Here is a 17,501-nt window from a genome sequence, read left to right as displayed (position 1 = left end):
GACGTGACCCGGACAGGTGTCCGGGTATGACCTCGCGCGGGCGCGGGCCATGGTCCGGCCATGGTTCAGGATATCCGCAACATAACCGCCGCAGACTGGCAGCCACGTCTCGACGCGCATGGCGAGATCGTCGCAGGCATAGACGACATCAACCAGTGCATCCGCACGATCCTGATGACGCCCAAGGGCTCGGTGCCGCACCGGCCCGAGTTCGGATCGGATCTTTGGCGCTACATCGACCTGCCGACCGGCGAGGCCATCCCTCATGTGATCCGCGAGGGGATCGATGCGCTGCGCCAATGGGAGCCGCGCATCGAGGTGATCCGCATGGTGCCGATCGAGCTGTCGGCGCATCTGCACATCACGGTCGAGTGGCGGCTGGATGGTCGGGGCGAGATGATCGCCACGGAGGTGCGCGATGTCGCTGCCTGAGCCGAATTTCGTCGATCGCGACCCGGCTGCGCTCACCGCCGAGATGGTGGCCGATTACCAGGCGTATACCGGCCGCAAGCTGCAGCCCGCCCAGGTCGAGCGCCTGATCATCGACCTGATCGCCTACCGCGAAAGCCTGATCCGGGTGGCCATCCAGGAGGCGGCCAAGCAGAACCTTCTGGCCTTCGCCGCCTTCCCGATGCTCGACTATCTGGGTGAGCTTCTGGGCGTCGAGCGCCTGGCCGAAGCTCCGGCGATCGTCACGCTTTCCCTCACCCTGGCAGAGCCGCGCGCTTCGGTCACCGTCATTCCCGCCGGGACGCGGGTGCGCACAGGCGATGGCCGCGTGGTCTTCGCCACGAACGCCGCCGCAGAGATCCCCGCAGGGGCGCTGTCGATCGAGGTCGGGGCCAAGGCGGAGACGGCCGGGCCTGCGGGCAACGGATATATTCCGGGGCAGGTGTCATCGCTCCTTGATCCGCTGCCGGGTGTCTCTGCAAGCAATGTCTCGGTGACCTATGGCGGGCGCGCAGGGGAAACCGATGACCGCCTGCGCGCGCGCATCCAGCAGGCCCCCGAGAGCTTTACGGTGGCGGGTCCCGTGGGGGCCTACCGCTGGCATGCGGTCAGCGCGCATCAATCCATCATCGACGCGGCCGTGCTCAGCCCGCGCCCCGGCCTCGTGCGCATTCACATCCTGACCGACACCGGCCTGCCGGGATCCGAGATGCTCGACCTGGTGGCCGAGGTGGTCTCGGATGACAAGGTCCGCCCGCTCACCGACAAGGTCGAGGTCGCGGCCCCTGTGCGCGTGGGCTACCAGATCGCCGCGCAGGTCACGCTCTATCGCAATGTCGATCCGACCAGCACCATGGCCGCCGTCCAGAAGGCGGCCGAAGCTTATGCGGCCGAGCGGCGCGCCGGGCTTGGCCGCGACCTCGTGCCCAGCCAGTTCATCTCGGCCCTGTCGGTTGCGGGCGTCTACCGCGTCGAGCTGACCACGCCCGCCTGGCGCGAGCTGGGCGCGGAGGAATGGGCCGATTGCGAAGGCATCGCGATCACCTTGGCGGGGTCCGCCGATGGCTGACGATCTGCGCCTTCTGCCCGCCGGGATCGATGACGAGCGCAGCCGCGCCCTGCTGAAGCTGATCGGGCGGCTCGACAATCTCGACCTGACCACGCTTCTGGTCTACCGCATCGACGATCTGCCCGAAGACGCCCTGTCGCTGCTCGCCTGGCAGTTCAACATCCTGGGCGACGATGGCTGGGATCTGGCAACCACGCCCGAAGAGCGCCGCGCCCTGATCCGCCGCGCTCTCGATCTGCACCGCCATCGCGGCACACCTTGGGCCATCCGCGAGGCGGTCAAGGCGCTCGGCTATGCCGATGCCGAGATCGTCGAGGGACTGCCGATCGCGCTCTATGACGGAGACAAGACCTACTCGGCCGTCGAGACCTATGGTGGCGGCACCCGCTGGGCGCTGTTCCGCGTCCTGCTGGACCTTGGCGAGAACAAGGGGGTGGACGCCGCCCAGATCACTCGCCTCGTGGCGCTGATCGAGCGCTGGAAGAATGCCCGCTCACACCTGGTGGATATCGGGTTCCGGGCGCGCGTCGAGGACAGCCTTGAGCCGCAGGAGGAGATCGATACCACCGTTCGGCATTTCGCGGAGGACGTGCTGCCATGGGGGCGGCGCTATGACGGCGCGATCCAGCATGATCACGGCACCCGGCACCTGCATGATGCAGCCCTGGCGCACGACGCCTCGGCCGATTACTCGGGATGGGGCGAGGCGGGCGAGCGCCATGACAGCCAGCGCGTCCTGCTGGCAATGGGGATCGATCTTGCGGCTGAGGACCGGATCGAGGTCTCGCCCTCCTATAATGGCCACTACCTGCACTCGGCCATCAACTATGGCGCGGACCAGCCGCCGCTGGCCGATCTGGCCATGCCGATCCGGCTGACGCGCCACATCCGGCATGACGGCCGGTACCGCCACGCGGGCGACCTTTACGATGGATCGATCGGGCACACGGGCGCGCGCCCGTTCTACACCGGCGTGTTCCATTCAGGCCCCGTTACCACCGATTTAACCGCTTATTGAGGGTGCCATGAACGCCACTGAAACCATCGCCCTGAGAGGCTCGCTTCTGATCAACATCCGCCGCAGCGGGGTCCTGATCGACTGCTGGCGTGACGACAACATGATCATGGTGGGTGCGCGCACCGCGCTGGCCCAGCTGATCGCGGGCGACGGCGCGGGCAAGACCATCAACCGCATCGGGGTCGGCACCAATGGCAGCGGGCCGACGCCCGACGACACCGCCCTCACCGCGCCCTTCATCAAGAACCTGCAAGGCCACAGCTACCCCGGCCCCGGCCGGGTGCAGTTCGACTGGAGACTGGAGACCACCGAGGCGAACGGCAAGGTCATCCGTGAGTTCGGCCTTATCGCGGCCGACAACACCCTCTTCGCCCGCAAGACCCGCGCCCCGATCGAGAAGGCCGATGACATCATCCTCGACGGGACTTGGACCATCATCTTCTAAGAACAGGAGCCGCACCCATGGCGAACTTGCCAGAAACCACAACCTATCCCTCCGGGATCTACCAGATCGAGCTGACCGACCCTGTGGTCGGCGGCCCGGACGGCATCTCCAACGTCCAGGCCAAGCAGCTGGCCAATCGCACCGCATGGCTCAAGGAAAAGGCCGACGAGCTGGTCACTGCGCGTGGCGGCTTTGCCAACCTGGGCGACCGGCTGGCAGGCTATGACGCCTTCTCGCCCGAACAGCAGGTCGCGATCCTTGCAGGCATGCAGGAGGCGCTCGGCCTCGGCGGCGTCCTGGCGCGCGAGATGCAGGTGCTGCGCAAGCGGGTGCTGGCCCAGGGGTCGGTGGTCATCAAGAACAAGCACGTCATCACCGGCATGGTGCTGAGCAAGTCCGACATCCGCGCCCTGCATCTGTCGCAATCCGGCACGGTCGGCACCGGCGTCAGCCGCGCCAAGATCGACGGGATGATCGTGTCTTTGGCCGACGATGATTATCACGTCTCGGTGCCGTCGAACGAGACCAGCGAGGCGCTGGACTACTATGCGTTCCTGATTGGCTCGGGCAGCAGCTACGAGGTGCAGATCGCGCTGGAAGTGCCGGACAACGGCCTGGCGCTCTATCGGGTGACCGTGCCCGCCAACAACACCGGCAACAGCCTTGCGGCCGTCACCCTGACCGACCTGCGCGTCACCCAGCCCGCGAATGCCTGGGTCAGCTCGTTCGATCCGTTCGTGTCGGTTGCATTCCCCGAGGCGCTGCCTGCGTCCGATTACGGGGTGGAGCTTGAGGTCGAGAGCGCGACCGACCCGGCCGCCGTGGGCACGCTCGTGGTCTACGACAAGGTCAAGAACGGCTTCAAAATCCGCCAGACGGGCAGCGCCGACAACGTGCGCATCCGCTGGACCCTTCTCAATCCGCGCTACCAGTAAGGGAGCATCGCATGAACATCATAGAAATGAACGAGGGGCACAAGGTCACCGCCGTGCTGGCCGACTGCACCCTGACCTTGGGCGGCGCGCTGGAGATCGACATCGAGGCCGAACAGCGCGATGTCGAGCGCGTCATCACCGTCTTTGCCGATGCCGCCGGGGAGCTTGCCCTTGAGGGCGATGCTTTTGCGGCTGTCGTGATCATCCCTCCGCGCCGCTATGTGGAGGAAGAGGTAACCGAGACCGTCGATGGTGAGGAAGTCACCCAGGGCGTTCTGGTTGCGCAGCCCTGTCAGGTCTCGGCCGTGACATTGCAGCTTTGGGCCGTGCCCGAGGCAAACGAACCCACTGAAACAGAGGAGTGACCTTCATGGGGATCACCATTTCCACGCCTGACGCCCTGCGCCAGTCCGTCGAGGCCGCATCGGGCGGCGTCAACACCGTGCTCTATGACGCGAAGGGCTATCCTTCGGTCATGTGCGTGGTGCCGCGCTTCAATATCGAGGACATCGACCCGGCGCTCGGCTCGGGCACCCACCCGGCCTTCATCGTCGGCGGTGTCCAGAAGTCCGAGATCTTCGTCGGCAAATTCCTGGCGCGCGTTCACGACAACCACGCCCTGTCGATGCCTGGGCAGGACCCTTCGGCCTCAATCAACTTCGACACCGCCGATGCGCGCTGCTCGGTCAAGGGGCCGGGCTGGCACATGATGACGAATGCCGAATGGTCGGCTGTCGCGCTGTGGTGCTGGAAGAACGGCTTCATGCCGCGCGGCAACACCAATTTCGGGCGCGATCATGCCCAGACCTATGAAACCGGCCGCCGACAGGATGGTGCGGCCCCTGGCTTGAACGAAGGCACGGCGCGCACCCTGACCGGCTCTGGCCCGGCCAGCTGGTTCCACGACAACAGCCCGGCGGGTATCGCCGACCTGACCGGCAACGTCTGGGAATGGCAGCGCGGCCTTCGCCTGGTCGATGGTGAAATCCAGATCATCCCCGACAACAACGCCGCCGCTACCGGCGCGGATCACTCCAACTCCAGCACGCTCTGGCGCGCGATCATGCCGAACGGCACCCTTGTGACGCCCGGCACGTCCGGCACCCTGAAATGGAATGCCACCGGCGCGAACGGCTCGGGTAGCCCCCAGCTCGCCACCTCGGTGACCAGCCAGTCTGACGGCGAGACTTCCGCTTCTCAGCAATACAAGGACCTGACCGCCGCAGGCGGCGTGACGGTTCCGAACTTGCTGAAGCTTCTGGGCATGTTCCCGCATGATACCACGATCGAGCGCGGGCGCTTCTACATGCGCAACGAAGGCGAGCGTCTGCCGCATCGTGGGGGCCTCTGGTTCCTCGGCGGCAATGCTGGCGTCTTCGCCCTCGACCTGCACGACGCGCGTTCGATCGCGGGCACGCACCTCGGCTTCCGGCCCGCTTTCGTGATCTGACATCTGATCACCTGATTTCTGCCGGGGCGGGCGACAGCCCGCCCCTTGCCTTGAACCGACGAAGGAGGGTGCGGTGGAGGACCTTAAAATCCGCCGTAAATGCGAAGACATGATCGCATATGGCTATGTCGTGTTGCGGCAATTTCCCAAGGCTGAGCGTCACGTGCTCAGCCAGGAAATCCGCAACACGATGTGGAACCTGCTTCGTCTGATCATCATCTGCAACAAGCGGTACTTCAAGAAGACCACGATGCAAGACCTGGACGCGGAGCTCGACTTGCTGCGTAGCCAGGTCAGGATGGCCCAGAAGCTCGGATACCTCTCATTCAAAAGCTACGAAGTCTGGAGCCGTCATCTTGATGAGATCGGCCGCATGATCGGCGGCTGGTTCAAGGGCTTGCAGGAAAGGGGCGCGGGTAATGTGGCTTGAGCGTCTGCCGATCCGTGGGGGCAACTGGAACAACGGCGGCAATGCTGGCGTCTTCGCCCTCAACCTGAACAACGCGCGTTCGAACGCGAACACGAACATCGGCTTCCGGCCCGCTCTCGGGGAACGCCAGAAGTCGCAGCCTCATGGGGCTGCTTCCAGTGCACCTTCGAAAGGACCTGTGCTCCTCGGCCAAGTGCCGAAAGAAGTGAACAGGCCGGAGCGGGACAGTAGCCATCGGCTGGTGGTGACCCCTCGCTCCGGCCGAACCCCGCAAGGGCGAAGATGATGGCCAAGACCTACAAGAACCTGTTCGAGCATCTGACAACCTTCGAGGCGCTCCACCGCGCCTATGGCCGCGTCGTGAAGGGGCGGCGTCACCAGATGGACGTGATCCGCTTCGAAACCAATCTCGAAGGCAACCTGATCGAGATCCAGAACAGCCTGCTTTGGAAGACTTACCAGACCGGGCCTTACCGCAACTTCAAGGTCTTCGAGCCCAAGGAGCGCGACATTGCCGCGCTGCCGATCAAGGACCGCATCGTGCAGCATGCGCTGGTCGAGACGATCGACCCGATCTGGGCCTCGCGCTTCATCTTCGACACCTATGCCTGTCGGCCCGGCAAGGGCACCCATGCGGGTGCCGATCGCGCCCAGGCATTCCTGCGCACCACCCTGCGCGAGCACGGGCAGGTGTTCGTTCTGAAGGCCGACATCGCCAAGTATTTTCCCTCGATCTGCCATGACGTGCTCAAGCGGCTGATCCGTCGCCGCGTGGCCTGCAGCGACACCCTCTGGCTGATCGACAACATCATCGACAGCACGGCCGAGGCAGGCGATCCGCTGCCGCGCGGGATCCCGATCGGCAACCTGACCTCGCAGCTCTTCGCCAACATCTACCTGCACGAGCTGGACGAGTTCGTGAAGTTCGACCTCCGCGAAAAGCAGTACCTGCGCTACATGGACGACTTCGCGGTCATCGGGCATGACAAGGCCCACCTCCACCAGGTGCGCCGCGATATCGAGGACTTCCTGCATGCTCGCCTCGGGCTGCGCTGCAATCACAAGACCCAGATCTTCCCGGTCGCGCCCAGCAACGGCCGTGCCCTCGATTTCCTCGGCTACCGCATCTGGCCGACCCACCGGAAGATCAGAAAGGACAGCGCGGGCCGGATGCGGCGCAAGATGAAGCGGATGGCGCGGCTCTATCACGAGGGCAAGATGACCTGGGATCAGGTCCATCAGGTCATCATGAGCTGGATCGGCCATGCCGGTCACGCGAACACCTACAAGCTGCGCACCCGCGTCCTGTGTGATGTGCCGTTCATTCCCCCACCGCTTGAAGTCCAAAGGAGGGCCAAATGACCAAGCTGACGGCCGTCGAGCCCCTGACCCCACTCGCGCCCTACCTGGGCGGAAAGCGCAACCTGGCGCGCCACATCATCCAGCGGATCGATGCGGTCCCGCATGACTGCTATGCCGAGGTTTTCGTGGGCATGGCGGGCGTGTTCCTGCGCCGCCATCAGGCCCCGAAGTCCGAGGTCATCAACGATTACAGCCGGGACGTAGCGACGTTCTTCCGCATCCTGCAGCGGCACTATGTGGCCTTCATGGACATGATGCGGTTCCAGCTGACCACCCGCGTGGAGTTCGAGCGGCTGGTCGCCACCGACCCCGAAACCCTCACCGATCTGGAGCGCGCAGCCCGGTTCCTATACCTGCAGAATACCGCCTTCGGCGGCAAGGTTTCCGGGCGGAATTTCGGGGTCGCACCTGACCGTCCGGCACGGTTCGACATCACCAAACTGGGCACCATGCTGGAGGAGGTTCACAGCCGCCTGGCGCGCGTGGTGATCGAGTGCCTGTCCTATGAGAAGTTCATCACCCGGTACGATCGACCGGGCACCCTGTTCTATCTGGACCCGCCCTACTGGGGCAACGAGGGTGACTATGGCAAGGGCATGTTCGGCCGCCCGGACTTCATGAAGCTGGTCATCTTGCTTCACCAGATCGAGGGGCGGTTCCTGTTCTCGATCAACGATCGGCCGGAGGTTCGGGACCTGTTCGCCGGGTTCAATATCGAGACCGTGGAGACCACCTACACCGTCGCCAAGGGCGGCGCGAAGCGGGTCGGGGATCTCATTATCAGCAACGTTTGAGGAGCGTTTAAACCGCGCTCAAACCGGCGCTCCGGGAGTGTGCAAACCTTGTGTCTCGATTGCGCAAACCTTGTGTCGCGCTATACCCATGCCCAGATTTCATCAGCGACACGGCTGTGGGTCAAAAAGCCTTTGGGCTTGTCGACACCATCGCCGCTGACAAAGGCTGCGGCCTCGGCGCGGGCGAACTTGTCCGCGATACGGCCCGCCAGCCAACCCTCGATGTCGAACGCGCTGTCATCTAGCAACCGCTGCGAAGCTTTGGGCAGCGCCGACAGCTCGTGCAGCGGGATTGTGATACGATCAATTTGGGGCGACGCAGTTTCGGCCATCGTATCGGTTTCATTCGCCCAACCGTGACCCAGTTCAGCACGGTCAATCAGTACGTCATAGCTGGTCGCCTCAACGCTGACCACGTTGGCAATCGCGCGGATCGAGGCAGTCGATGTCAGGACACCCGCAATACGTTGGCTGGTCTGCGGATCAACAAGGTAACCGCCATCTGCTGCCACCGCAGTGGACATTCCTTTGGCCTCGATATCCAGACCACGCAGGCCCTCGTCATCGCCGCTACGCAGATAGGCATCGAACGCCTTTTTGTGCGGTGCTTCAGCATCATAGGCCATCGACAGAGCGGGACGGGTTGCGGTCAGGGATTTACGGTCAAGCATGGTCAGTCTCTCTTCCTGCTTTTGAAATTTCGAATTCACGTCAGACTTGAACGCTTCAATCGCGCCCAAGAAGTCATTGATTACACGATGCATTTCAGCCTCTTCAGGCACAGCTTCGCCGTTCCGTGGCAGCGCCTCGGTCAGATCCATTCGGGTCTCTCCTTGATTAGGGTTAGGCTTGGGTCAGCACCTGACCGGCCCGCCGCAGGGCCTGAACAAAGGCATCTGCGGGATCTTGGGATTTGGCCTGGACTGTCGCGTCAGGCAGCATGGGAAAGGTCACCAGCGACACCTCCCACAAATCGACTTCATGCAGTATGCGACGCCCCTTGCCGTCCTTGGCGGCGCGCACGGTACGATAACCAATCGACAGACCGTCCAGCGCGCCGGCCTTGACCAAGGCCGCAGCCTCGCGCCCCTTGTCAACGCTTTCAAGCAAGCGGCCCTTGACCCAAAGGCCATGGTCGTCTTCGCGCAGTTCGTCCCATACGCCGATGGGCTGGTTTGGGTCGTGCTGCCATAGCATCCGCACGCTGCCACCCTTGGCCTTCAGACGCTCCAGACAGGCCGCATACGCGCCCTTGGCGACCACATCACCGCCGCGATCCACCAGACCAAAGACCGAGGCATAACCGCTGATCTCGGCCCCATCTGTGCGCAAACCATCCTCGGGGCGATAGAATTTACGTTCAAGCATCTGCACTCTCCTCGGGCATGGCGGGGAACCCCAACGCCACGCGCTTTTCCGCATCGGTCAGGAAATCGGCATTCGCAACGCGGCGCCAACGCGCTTCGCGCTCCTCGGCCAAGGCAGGGATCTGGTCCAGATCCGGCCCCAGAGCCAACTCTTCGCCCGACAGCACCGAAAGCCAGTTCGACAGCGCTCCCAGCACCTTGCCCGCCAATGGCAAAACCGTCAGACGATAGAACGCCCGATGCGCCTCTTGGTAGTTGGCGTAGGTCGCATCCCCGGGGATCCCCAGCAGCATCGGCGGGACGCCAAAGGCAATAGCGATGTCCCGCGCGGCGGCCTCTTTGGTCTTCTGGAACTCCATATCGCTGGGGCTGAAGCCCATCGGTTTCCAGTCCAGACCACCCTCCAGCAGCATCGGACGCCCCGCATTGCGGGCACCGGTGTGATGGGCCTCCATCTCGGACACCAGCCGATCATACTGATCCGCGCTCATGGTGCCTTGCCCCTCGGCCCCTGAATACACGATCGCCCCCGAAGGCCGCGCCGCATTATCCAACAGAGCCTTGGACCAGCGCGCCGCTGAATTGTGCACGTCAATCGCTGTTCCCGACGCCTCTAGGGGCGAGAGACCATAGTGGTCATCCTGCGGATGGAAACTGCGGATATGGCAAACGGGTTGCCCGCCAACCATGTCGAACCTGTGCTTTTTCGCCCCGACCACATAGTCATAGGCCACCGGCCATCCATCCGCTCCCGGCACCACATGCATCCGGTCCGAGCGCAGCACATGCAGCTCCACCGGCACACCCTCGGCACCAACCGCCTCAATATACCCGTTCCCCGACAGCAGCATCTGACCATACATGGTCTCCAAAAACTCGGATCGCCCTTGCGCCCCGTTCGGTCGGTTCAAGAGCGCCAGCCAGGGATGCTCCGAATACCGCGCCGCGCTGTCCTGCAGGATCAGCGGCAAAGAGGCCGCCGCCTCGGCGATCACCTTGACCGCACGAAAGCCCACCGGATTGCCGACAAACCCCGCACGGGTCAGCGAAACCGTATCCCGCGGGGTCCAGGCAATCCGTCCGCCCCCCGACCAGTGCACCACCGGACCGGCCGCGCTGGCCTTGGTCTCGGGCACGGGCTGGGGCTCTGTACGCCCCCGGAAGAGATCGAAAACCGCCATTGTCCCTCCGTTCCGTTCTGGCGAGGGACCATCCCGCGCCGTCTGTGTGACACTTATCCGCCGCAAAGATTAACACCCGCTGGGACCACCGTGCGCTGCCCCCTAGAGGCTCCGGACCTGCGGGCGCTGATACCCTTGAGCAGGCTTGATCAGCAGCTCAGTCACACCCCAGACAAGCGCGTCCACGCGATCCGGGCTGCCTTTACCCTCGAACCCACGGGGCCCCATGCGGCACATCTGGTCTTCCAGCTCTGCCAGACCGCGAAGGTGGCGCACGCGCCCCTGTTCGTACAAAGCAGCCACTGGTTCGGCCCGCGCGGCCTTCCCGCGCGAGGCATGAACCTTGGCATAGGGCACCAAAGGATCGACCTGCCGCAGAACCGCTTCAACCAGATCACCACCCTGATTAACTTCGGCGACGATCCGATCCGCACTGTGCCGACGCATTGCCGCCACAGCCGCTTGCGCCCAAGCCAACGGGGAACTCGACGCCACAGAAGCATCCTCCAGCACATAAGCCCGCCAGCTTTGCGGCGGTCCCTGCACCACAGCGCCCACCACGACGATCCCGCAGGTGTCCGACCTCGCATGGCCCGTCACCGGAGGGTCCACAGCGACAACGATGCGATCCAAGTCGGGCACGGCACCGACCCGCACCCGCTCCAGATCCGCCGCCCGCCAGAGCGCCCCTTCGGCCTCTTCCAGCAGCACGCCATCCAATTCCTGCCGCCCCAGCCGCGTCCCCGCATAGCGCGCCTCCACCTCGGCCAAGAACGACCCCGCCAGATAGGCGCTGTTGTCCTGCGTCCGCGCATGGGTCACCACCGTGGACGGTGCCTTCAACAAATCCTTCAGCACGCCAACATTCCGCGGCGTAGTCGTCACACAAACCCGCGGATCATCCCCCAACCGCAGCGCAAACTGCAGCATGTCCCAGGCGTCCTGCCCGTTCTTCCACTTGGCCAACTCATCGACCCAAGCCCCATCGAACTGCGGCCCCCTGAGCCCCTCAAAATCATGAGCAGAAAAGGCCGCCGCCTCTGCCCCATTGGGCCAAGTCAGCCGCCGCCGCGTCGCGCTCCATTCGGGCCGACGGTCCGGAGGAGAGCAGGCCAGAATCCCGCTCTCCCCGAAAATCATCACTTCGCGCACCTGATCGAATGTCTCGCCGACTAGCGCGATGCGCGAGCACGCACCCGGATCGCGGGGCCTGTTACCCTCGACCCGAGAACGCACCCATTCGGCACCGGCGCGGGTTTTCCCCGCGCCGCGCCCCCCCATAATCACCCAGCTGCGCCAATCCCCCGAAGGCGGCAACTGATGCGGCAAAGCCCAGAAATCAAAGAGCCACGGCAACGCCGCAACCTCTGCCTCACTCAGACTGTCCAGAAACTGCTCCTGCACCTCCAGCGGCGCGGAGGCGAGCCAAGCGGCCCCCGATCGAAGCGCGTGCGGCGCCGAGGTCAAGCTCGGCTCCACCCCGTGACTGTCCAGTTCGTTCATGGTGCAGATCCTCCAATTCATAGGCCCGTTTCATCCACCCCCGCAGCGCGGCCAGCGCCTTTTCGCTGTTCTTCACAGCCTCCAAGTCACCGACGCGGATCTTGTTCTGCAGGGCTTCGACTTCCCCGATCAGATCGTGGATTTGCCCCGCCACATTGCGAAAGCGGTCAAAAATTCGGTCCTCATGGGGCTGCTCGATAGATGTGTTCATTATGTTTTGCCTCTCATGCGAAACCCGCACGAGAAAACGCGACCCACCACCCGTTTGCCTGCAAAGTGGCGGGCCCGTCCCGTCTAGCTTGCCACCAGATATACCGCGCCCGCGCCGCCGCGCCTATGACCCGGCATTTCACACGCCCGCGCCCTTAACCCTTTGGCAATCCTCGGCTCTTTCTTGGTCCAAATACCCGCGCCGCAGGCGGCCTGCACAAGCAGGCCCAAAACGAAAAAAGCGCCCCCAAAGGGACGCTTTCTCAAATCGCATTCATCAAGCGATATCAGTTATTTGCGCGCTCAGCTTCAATCGCCCGCCACTTCGCCACATTCGCGTTATGCTCGGCCAGAGTTTCTGCAAAGGCGTGGCCGCCCGTGCCATCCGCCACAAAGAACAGATAGGGCGTATCTGCTGGATCGACCGCCGCACGCAGCGACGCCAGACCGGGGTTCGCAATCGGCGTCGGCGGCAAACCACGGATCACATAGGTGTTCCAAGGGGTCTCGCGGCGCAATTCGCTCTGTCGTAGACCGCGACCCAGCACGCCTTCGCCCCGCGTGATTCCGTAGATCACGGTCGGGTCCGTTTGCAGTGGCATCCCCTGCGCCAAACGGTTGGTAAACACGCTCGACACCTGAGGACGCTCTTCCGCAATGCCGGTCTCTTTCTCGATAATCGAGGCAAGGATCAGCATCTCTTCGGGGGTCTCGACTTCGATGTTGTCCGAGCGGTTCGCCCAAACTTCGGCCACACGATCTGCCTGCAGCGCTTCCATCCGCGCAATTACCGCCGCGCGGTCATCGCCTTTGGACACTTCGTAACTGTCAGGCGCGAGGCTACCCTCGGCCGGAATGCCCGAAATCTCACCGCTTAGAACGTCGACGCTGTTCAGCGCGTTCACGATCTGCCAGCTGGTCACACCTTCGGCCAGTGCGATCCGATAGCGGGTGTCGCCCAACTCCTTCACGCGGGTCACTTCGGCGGGCAACTCAGCGCCCGAGCCAGGCACATACTCAGCCACTTCCTCGAACCGACCAGTCGCGGGGTCCAGTTCGCGGACCTCCCCAACCAAAGAGTTCACACCAACGCGGTAAACCACCTCGGTGCCACAAGAGCTCGCGCCGCCACGAGTCACAATATCCACGATCTCTTCCATCGAGGTATTGGCAGGCACCAAGTAGGACCCCGCTTTTAGCTCGGTGGATTTGTCCGTGTAGTCGACACCAACGCGAAAGATCTGAGCGTTGGAAATCGCCCCTTGCTCAGCAAGGTTCTCGGATACACGGCTAAAGTTACTGCCGCGCTCCACACGCAAACAAATTGCCTCGTTCAGCGGGCCAGCTTCTGTGTACTGGCGCTGTCCCCAGAGGACGACGCCAGACAGCAGAAAGATCGCGACGATCAGAAACGTCAGCGCGTTAGAGGCAACACTGCGCCACATTACTTCACTTTCCCGAAGATCACGCTGGCATTGGTACCGCCAAAGCCAAAGCTGTTGGACAGAGCCACATCAATCTTGCGCTCGACCTTCTTGTTCGGGGCCAGATCAACCTTGGTCTCCACCGCGGGGGTGTCGAGGTTGATGGTCGGCGGAGCCACCTGATCGCGGATCGCAAGGATCGAGAAGATCGCTTCGATTGCACCAGCAGCACCCAGAAGGTGACCGGTGGCCGACTTGGTCGAAGACATCGTGACGTTGCCCGCGTGATCACCCATCAGACGCTCTACCGCGCCCAATTCGATCACGTCCGCCATGGTCGAGGTGCCGTGCGCGTTGATGTAGTCAATCGCGTCAGGCTCCAAACCTGCCTTCTTAAGCGCGGCTTTCATGGAACGCTCGCCGCCTTCGCCATCTTCGCTGGGGGCAGTGATGTGGTAGGCGTCGCCCGACAGACCATAGCCCAGAACTTCGGCGTAGATTTTTGCACCGCGCGCCTTGGCGTGCTCGTATTCTTCCAGAACAACGATGCCCGCGCCCTCGCCCATGACAAAGCCGTCACGGTCCGCGTCGTAAGGGCGGCTCGCCGCTTTGGGGTCGTCCGCGCGTTTGGTCGACAGCGCCTTACACGCGTTAAAGCCTGCAATCCCGATTTCCGAGATCGCGCCTTCTGCACCACCGGCAACCATGACGTCCGCGTCGCCATCCTTGATCAGACGGGCCGCGTCGCCAATGGCGTGGGCACCGGTCGAACAAGCAGTTACAACAGCGTGGTTCGGGCCTTTGAAGCCAAACTTGATCGAGACCTGACCCGAGATCAGGTTGATCAGCGCACCAGGGATAAAGAACGGCGACACACGGCGCGGGCCCTTTTCCTTGATCAGAACAGCGGTCTCCGCGATCGAGTTCAGACCACCGATGCCAGAGCCGATCATGACGCCAGTGCGCTCGCGCGCCTCTGCATCCTCGGGCTCCCAGCCGGAATCTTTGACTGCCTGCATGGCCGCCGCGATTCCGTACAGGATAAAGTCATCGACTTTGCGACGCTCTTTCGGCGCCATCCAGTCATCAGGATTAAAGGTGCCATCGGTCCCATCACCCAGCGGAATCTCGCAGGCATAAGTGGTGGCCAGATTGCTGGCATCAAATTTGGTGATTGGGCCAGCGCCCGACTCTCCGGCCAGAATACGCGACCAGGTTTCCTCGACCCCGCAAGCCAGCGGAGTTACCAATCCCAAACCGGTGACGACGACACGACGCATGCGGCTGCCCTTCCTCATTAGTGCTTTGCCGCTGTCTACCCCGCATTTCACGTGGGGGGCAAGGGCTTGGCGCATTTGGCAGGCCAATTGCGCCCGGTTCCGCCGGTGGTTTTCCGCAATCCGTGCGCATGAAAACGCTGCCCCAACAAATCGCAAAAGACCCTGGCGCGCAAAACAAAAGCGGCGCTCCGATCAGGAACGCCGCTTCCGTAAAAAGGTAAGTCAGCCGGAAATTACTGGTTTGCCGAGATGAACTTAACCGCGTCGCCGAACGTCTGGATGTTCTCGGCTGCGTCATCGGGGATCTCGATGCCGAACTCTTCTTCGAACGCCATGACCAGCTCAACGGTGTCAAGGCTGTCTGCACCCAGATCGTCGATGAACGAAGCGCCTTCGCTCACTTTGTCTTCTTCAACACCGAGGTGCTCTACAACGATCTTCTTTACGCGTTCTGCGACATCGCTCATGTCAATTCCTCATCACTTCTACTGGGCTATCGCCCGTTTTGTTGCCCGCGCCCCAAGGGGTGGACGTCTTTGCCCGACCGGGCGGCTCTTGACCCTACGGCATCTACCGCAGAGCGAACAGCCGACGCGCCAATGGCACCCTCGGCTAAAATCTGCGCCGCCTATAGCACATCACTCAGGCAACGCAAACGCTTTCCACAAGTCCCTCTAGGGAACCTTACAGCATAGCCATTCCGCCGTTAACGTGCAGCGTGGTGCCAGTGACATAACCGGCCTCGTTGCTCGCCAGATACAGGGTCGCTGCCGCGATCTCTTCGGGATTGCCCATACGGCCCGCAGGAATCTGGGTCAGGATGCCCTCTTTCTGCTTATCGTTCAGCTTATCGGTCATCGCGGTCGCAATAAAACCGGGCGCAATCGCGTTTACGGTAATGCCGCGCGCCGCAACCTCATAGGCCAGCGATTTCGACATCCCGACCATACCCGCTTTGGCAGCCGCATAGTTGCCCTGACCGGGGTTGCCAGTCGCGCCCACGATCGAGCTGATGTTGATGATCCGGCCCCAACGGGCCTTCATCATCCCGCGCAGCACACCGCGGCACAGACGGAAAGTCGAGGTCAGGTTCACTTCCAGAACCTGCGCCCACTCTTCGTCCGACATCCGCATGAACAGGTTGTCACGGGTGATGCCCGCGTTGTTCACCAGAATATCGACAGAGCCCATGGCCTCAGCCGCCTGCTTGGGCAGCGCGTCAACCGCTTCGGCATCGCTCAGGTTACAGGGCAACACATGTGCGCGCTCGCCCAGTTCCGCCGCCAGCGCTTCCAAAGGCTCCACACGGGTGCCGCTCAGGCCAACAGTCGCGCCAGCCGCGTGCAGCGATTTTGCGATCTCGCCGCCGATCCCGCCCGAAGCGCCGGTCACCAGAACCGTCTTGCCGGTCAAATCAAACATGTCGTTCATCCTTCTGTCGGAACCAATCTCTTTCTTGGTCCAAATACCCTGCGGGGGTCCGGGGGCGCGCAGCCCCCGGCGCCACCCTCAATCACTCGGCCGCAACAGCCGCTTTTACGTCGTCGGGCGTGCCAACGGCCTTGGTCGCCACAGACCGATCGATCCGCTTGATCATGCCGCTCAGCGCCTTGCCCGCACCAATTTCCCAAATCTCGGTCACGCCATTCGCCGCCATCCACGCGACGCTCTCGCGCCAGCGCACGCTACCGGTGACCTGCTCGACCAGTAGGTTGCGGATCAAGGTGCCCTCGGTCACGGCCTCGGCACGCACGTTCGCGACCAGCGGCACAGCGGGGTTCTTGATCTCGACTTCGGCCAGAGCCGCCGCCATCTTGTCCGCCGCAGGCTGCATCAGAGCACAATGGAAAGGTGCGCTGACGGGCAGCAGCAGCGCGCGCTTGGCGCCCTTTTCCTTGGCGATGTCGCAGGCACGCTCGACCGCAGCCTTGTCACCGGAAATCACAACCTGACTGGGATCATTGTCGTTCGCCGCCTGACAAACCTGCCCCTCGGCAGCAGCCGCCGCCACAGCCGACGCGGTTTCAAAGTCCAGACCCAGCAGAGCCGCCATCGCGCCTTCGCCCACGGGAACAGCTTGCTGCATCGCATCGCCGCGCAGACGCAGCAGGCGCGCGCAATCTGCAACAGACAGCGATCCCGCGGCCGCCAGTGCAGAGTATTCCCCCAGCGAGTGGCCCGCCACGAACGCCGCGTCGGTCACGGAAACACCTTCGGCTTCCAGCGCGCGCATCGCCGCCAGCGACGTCGCCATCAGCGCAGGCTGAGCGTTGGCAGTCATGGTCAGGGTTTCGATGTCCCCCTCCCAGATCAAACCGGACAGATTCTCGCCCAGAGCCTCGTCGACTTCGTCAAAAACAGCCTTAGAAGCAGGATATGCCTCGGCCAGTGCCTTGCCCATTCCAATGGTCTGAGCGCCCTGCCCCGGAAACACGAAAGCGCGTGTCATGGAGTTCTCCGTTTTAAAAAAGTTGCGACAGGTCTAGACGGTCCAGCCCAAACCCACAAGCGCGGGGCACAAACTCTGTGCAAGCGCACAGATTGTGGCAAACTGCCCATACGCTATTTTGCCAAGCGGACCCC

At 63.1% G+C, this 17,501-nt stretch carries 21 protein-coding genes; 11 read left to right on the top strand and 10 right to left on the bottom strand.

Annotated features, from left to right (window positions below):
• Positions 1-60: 60 nt before the first annotated feature.
• The 11 genes from AB9K37_RS14295 to AB9K37_RS14245 all read left to right on the top strand — a co-directional run bounded on the left by AB9K37_RS14295 (position 61) and on the right by AB9K37_RS14245 (position 7,953).
• Entirely contained in the window at positions 61-432 is a 372-nt protein-coding gene (locus AB9K37_RS14295; RefSeq protein WP_369840099.1) for a GPW/gp25 family protein, read from the top strand.
• Positions 419-1,519: a baseplate J/gp47 family protein gene (locus tag AB9K37_RS14290; protein ID WP_369840097.1), complete on the top strand. Its 1,101-nt coding sequence runs from the start codon at positions 419-421 to the stop codon at positions 1,517-1,519. The genes AB9K37_RS14295 and AB9K37_RS14290 overlap by 14 nt, the downstream gene beginning before the upstream one ends.
• Positions 1,512-2,537 (top strand): phage tail protein I, encoded by a 1,026-nt coding sequence (locus AB9K37_RS14285; protein ID WP_369840095.1) that lies wholly within the window; start codon positions 1,512-1,514, stop codon positions 2,535-2,537. The genes AB9K37_RS14290 and AB9K37_RS14285 overlap by 8 nt, the downstream gene beginning before the upstream one ends.
• Positions 2,538-2,544: 7 nt before the next feature.
• Entirely contained in the window at positions 2,545-2,982 is a 438-nt protein-coding gene (locus AB9K37_RS14280) for a hypothetical protein (RefSeq protein ID WP_369840093.1), read from the top strand.
• 17 nt (positions 2,983-2,999) lie between these two features.
• Positions 3,000-3,917, top strand: a complete 918-nt coding sequence (locus tag AB9K37_RS14275; RefSeq protein ID WP_369840091.1) for a hypothetical protein — start codon at positions 3,000-3,002, stop codon at positions 3,915-3,917.
• A gap of 11 nt (positions 3,918-3,928) precedes the next feature.
• The gene (locus AB9K37_RS14270; protein ID WP_369840089.1) at positions 3,929-4,282 is read left to right on the top strand and encodes a hypothetical protein; all 354 of its coding nucleotides are present in this window, start codon (positions 3,929-3,931) and stop codon (positions 4,280-4,282) included.
• A 5-nt stretch (positions 4,283-4,287) separates the two neighbouring features.
• On the top strand, positions 4,288-5,367 hold the full coding sequence (locus AB9K37_RS14265; protein ID WP_369840087.1) for an SUMF1/EgtB/PvdO family nonheme iron enzyme: 1,080 nt from the start codon (positions 4,288-4,290) through the stop codon (positions 5,365-5,367).
• 73 nt (positions 5,368-5,440) lie between these two features.
• The gene (avd, locus tag AB9K37_RS14260; RefSeq protein WP_369840085.1) at positions 5,441-5,797 is read left to right on the top strand and encodes a diversity-generating retroelement protein Avd; all 357 of its coding nucleotides are present in this window, start codon (positions 5,441-5,443) and stop codon (positions 5,795-5,797) included.
• On the top strand, positions 5,787-6,083 hold the full coding sequence (locus AB9K37_RS14255) for a hypothetical protein (RefSeq protein WP_369840083.1): 297 nt from the start codon (positions 5,787-5,789) through the stop codon (positions 6,081-6,083). The genes avd and AB9K37_RS14255 overlap by 11 nt, the downstream gene beginning before the upstream one ends.
• Positions 6,083-7,159, top strand: a complete 1,077-nt coding sequence (locus tag AB9K37_RS14250) for a reverse transcriptase domain-containing protein (RefSeq protein ID WP_369840081.1) — start codon at positions 6,083-6,085, stop codon at positions 7,157-7,159. The genes AB9K37_RS14255 and AB9K37_RS14250 overlap by 1 nt, the downstream gene beginning before the upstream one ends.
• The gene (locus AB9K37_RS14245) at positions 7,156-7,953 is read left to right on the top strand and encodes a DNA adenine methylase (RefSeq protein WP_369840079.1); all 798 of its coding nucleotides are present in this window, start codon (positions 7,156-7,158) and stop codon (positions 7,951-7,953) included. The genes AB9K37_RS14250 and AB9K37_RS14245 overlap by 4 nt, the downstream gene beginning before the upstream one ends.
• An 80-nt stretch (positions 7,954-8,033) precedes the next feature.
• Here the strand turns inward: AB9K37_RS14245 and AB9K37_RS14240 are convergent, their stop codons facing one another.
• The 10 genes from AB9K37_RS14240 to fabD form a co-directional block, all read right to left on the bottom strand.
• Entirely contained in the window at positions 8,034-8,774 is a 741-nt protein-coding gene (locus AB9K37_RS14240; protein WP_369840078.1) for a phage major capsid protein, read from the bottom strand.
• A gap of 22 nt (positions 8,775-8,796) precedes the next feature.
• Positions 8,797-9,321, bottom strand: coding sequence for an HK97 family phage prohead protease (locus tag AB9K37_RS14235; protein WP_369840076.1), 525 nt, complete (start codon positions 9,319-9,321; stop codon positions 8,797-8,799).
• The gene (locus AB9K37_RS14230) at positions 9,314-10,501 is read right to left on the bottom strand and encodes a phage portal protein (RefSeq protein ID WP_369840074.1); all 1,188 of its coding nucleotides are present in this window, start codon (positions 10,499-10,501) and stop codon (positions 9,314-9,316) included. The genes AB9K37_RS14235 and AB9K37_RS14230 overlap by 8 nt, the downstream gene beginning before the upstream one ends.
• A gap of 102 nt (positions 10,502-10,603) precedes the next feature.
• Entirely contained in the window at positions 10,604-11,968 is a 1,365-nt protein-coding gene (locus tag AB9K37_RS14225; RefSeq protein WP_369840135.1) for a DNA-packaging protein, read from the bottom strand.
• A complete protein-coding gene (locus AB9K37_RS14220) occupies positions 11,874-12,215 on the bottom strand; it encodes a hypothetical protein (RefSeq protein ID WP_369840072.1) in 342 nt (113 codons plus the stop codon). Before AB9K37_RS14220 ends, AB9K37_RS14225 begins: the two co-directional genes overlap by 95 nt.
• A 286-nt stretch (positions 12,216-12,501) precedes the next feature.
• Positions 12,502-13,659, bottom strand: a complete 1,158-nt coding sequence (mltG, locus tag AB9K37_RS14215; protein ID WP_369840070.1) for an endolytic transglycosylase MltG — start codon at positions 13,657-13,659, stop codon at positions 12,502-12,504.
• Positions 13,659-14,918 (bottom strand): beta-ketoacyl-ACP synthase II, encoded by a 1,260-nt coding sequence (fabF, locus tag AB9K37_RS14210; protein ID WP_369840068.1) that lies wholly within the window; start codon positions 14,916-14,918, stop codon positions 13,659-13,661. Before fabF ends, mltG begins: the two co-directional genes overlap by 1 nt.
• Positions 14,919-15,151: 233 nt before the next feature.
• Positions 15,152-15,385: an acyl carrier protein gene (locus tag AB9K37_RS14205; RefSeq protein WP_369840067.1), complete on the bottom strand. Its 234-nt coding sequence runs from the start codon at positions 15,383-15,385 to the stop codon at positions 15,152-15,154.
• A gap of 217 nt (positions 15,386-15,602) precedes the next feature.
• Complete coding sequence (gene fabG / locus AB9K37_RS14200; RefSeq protein WP_369840066.1) at positions 15,603-16,340, bottom strand: 3-oxoacyl-ACP reductase FabG; 738 nt, start codon at positions 16,338-16,340, stop codon at positions 15,603-15,605.
• 91 nt (positions 16,341-16,431) lie between these two features.
• A complete protein-coding gene (gene fabD / locus AB9K37_RS14195; protein ID WP_303965419.1) occupies positions 16,432-17,367 on the bottom strand; it encodes an ACP S-malonyltransferase in 936 nt (311 codons plus the stop codon).
• Positions 17,368-17,501: the final 134 nt, after the last annotated feature.

The organism is Donghicola sp. XS_ASV15, assembly GCF_041224595.1.
Taxonomy (GTDB): Bacteria; Pseudomonadota; Alphaproteobacteria; order Rhodobacterales; family Rhodobacteraceae; genus Donghicola.
This window is presented reverse-complemented; position numbering and strand designations above follow the sequence as displayed.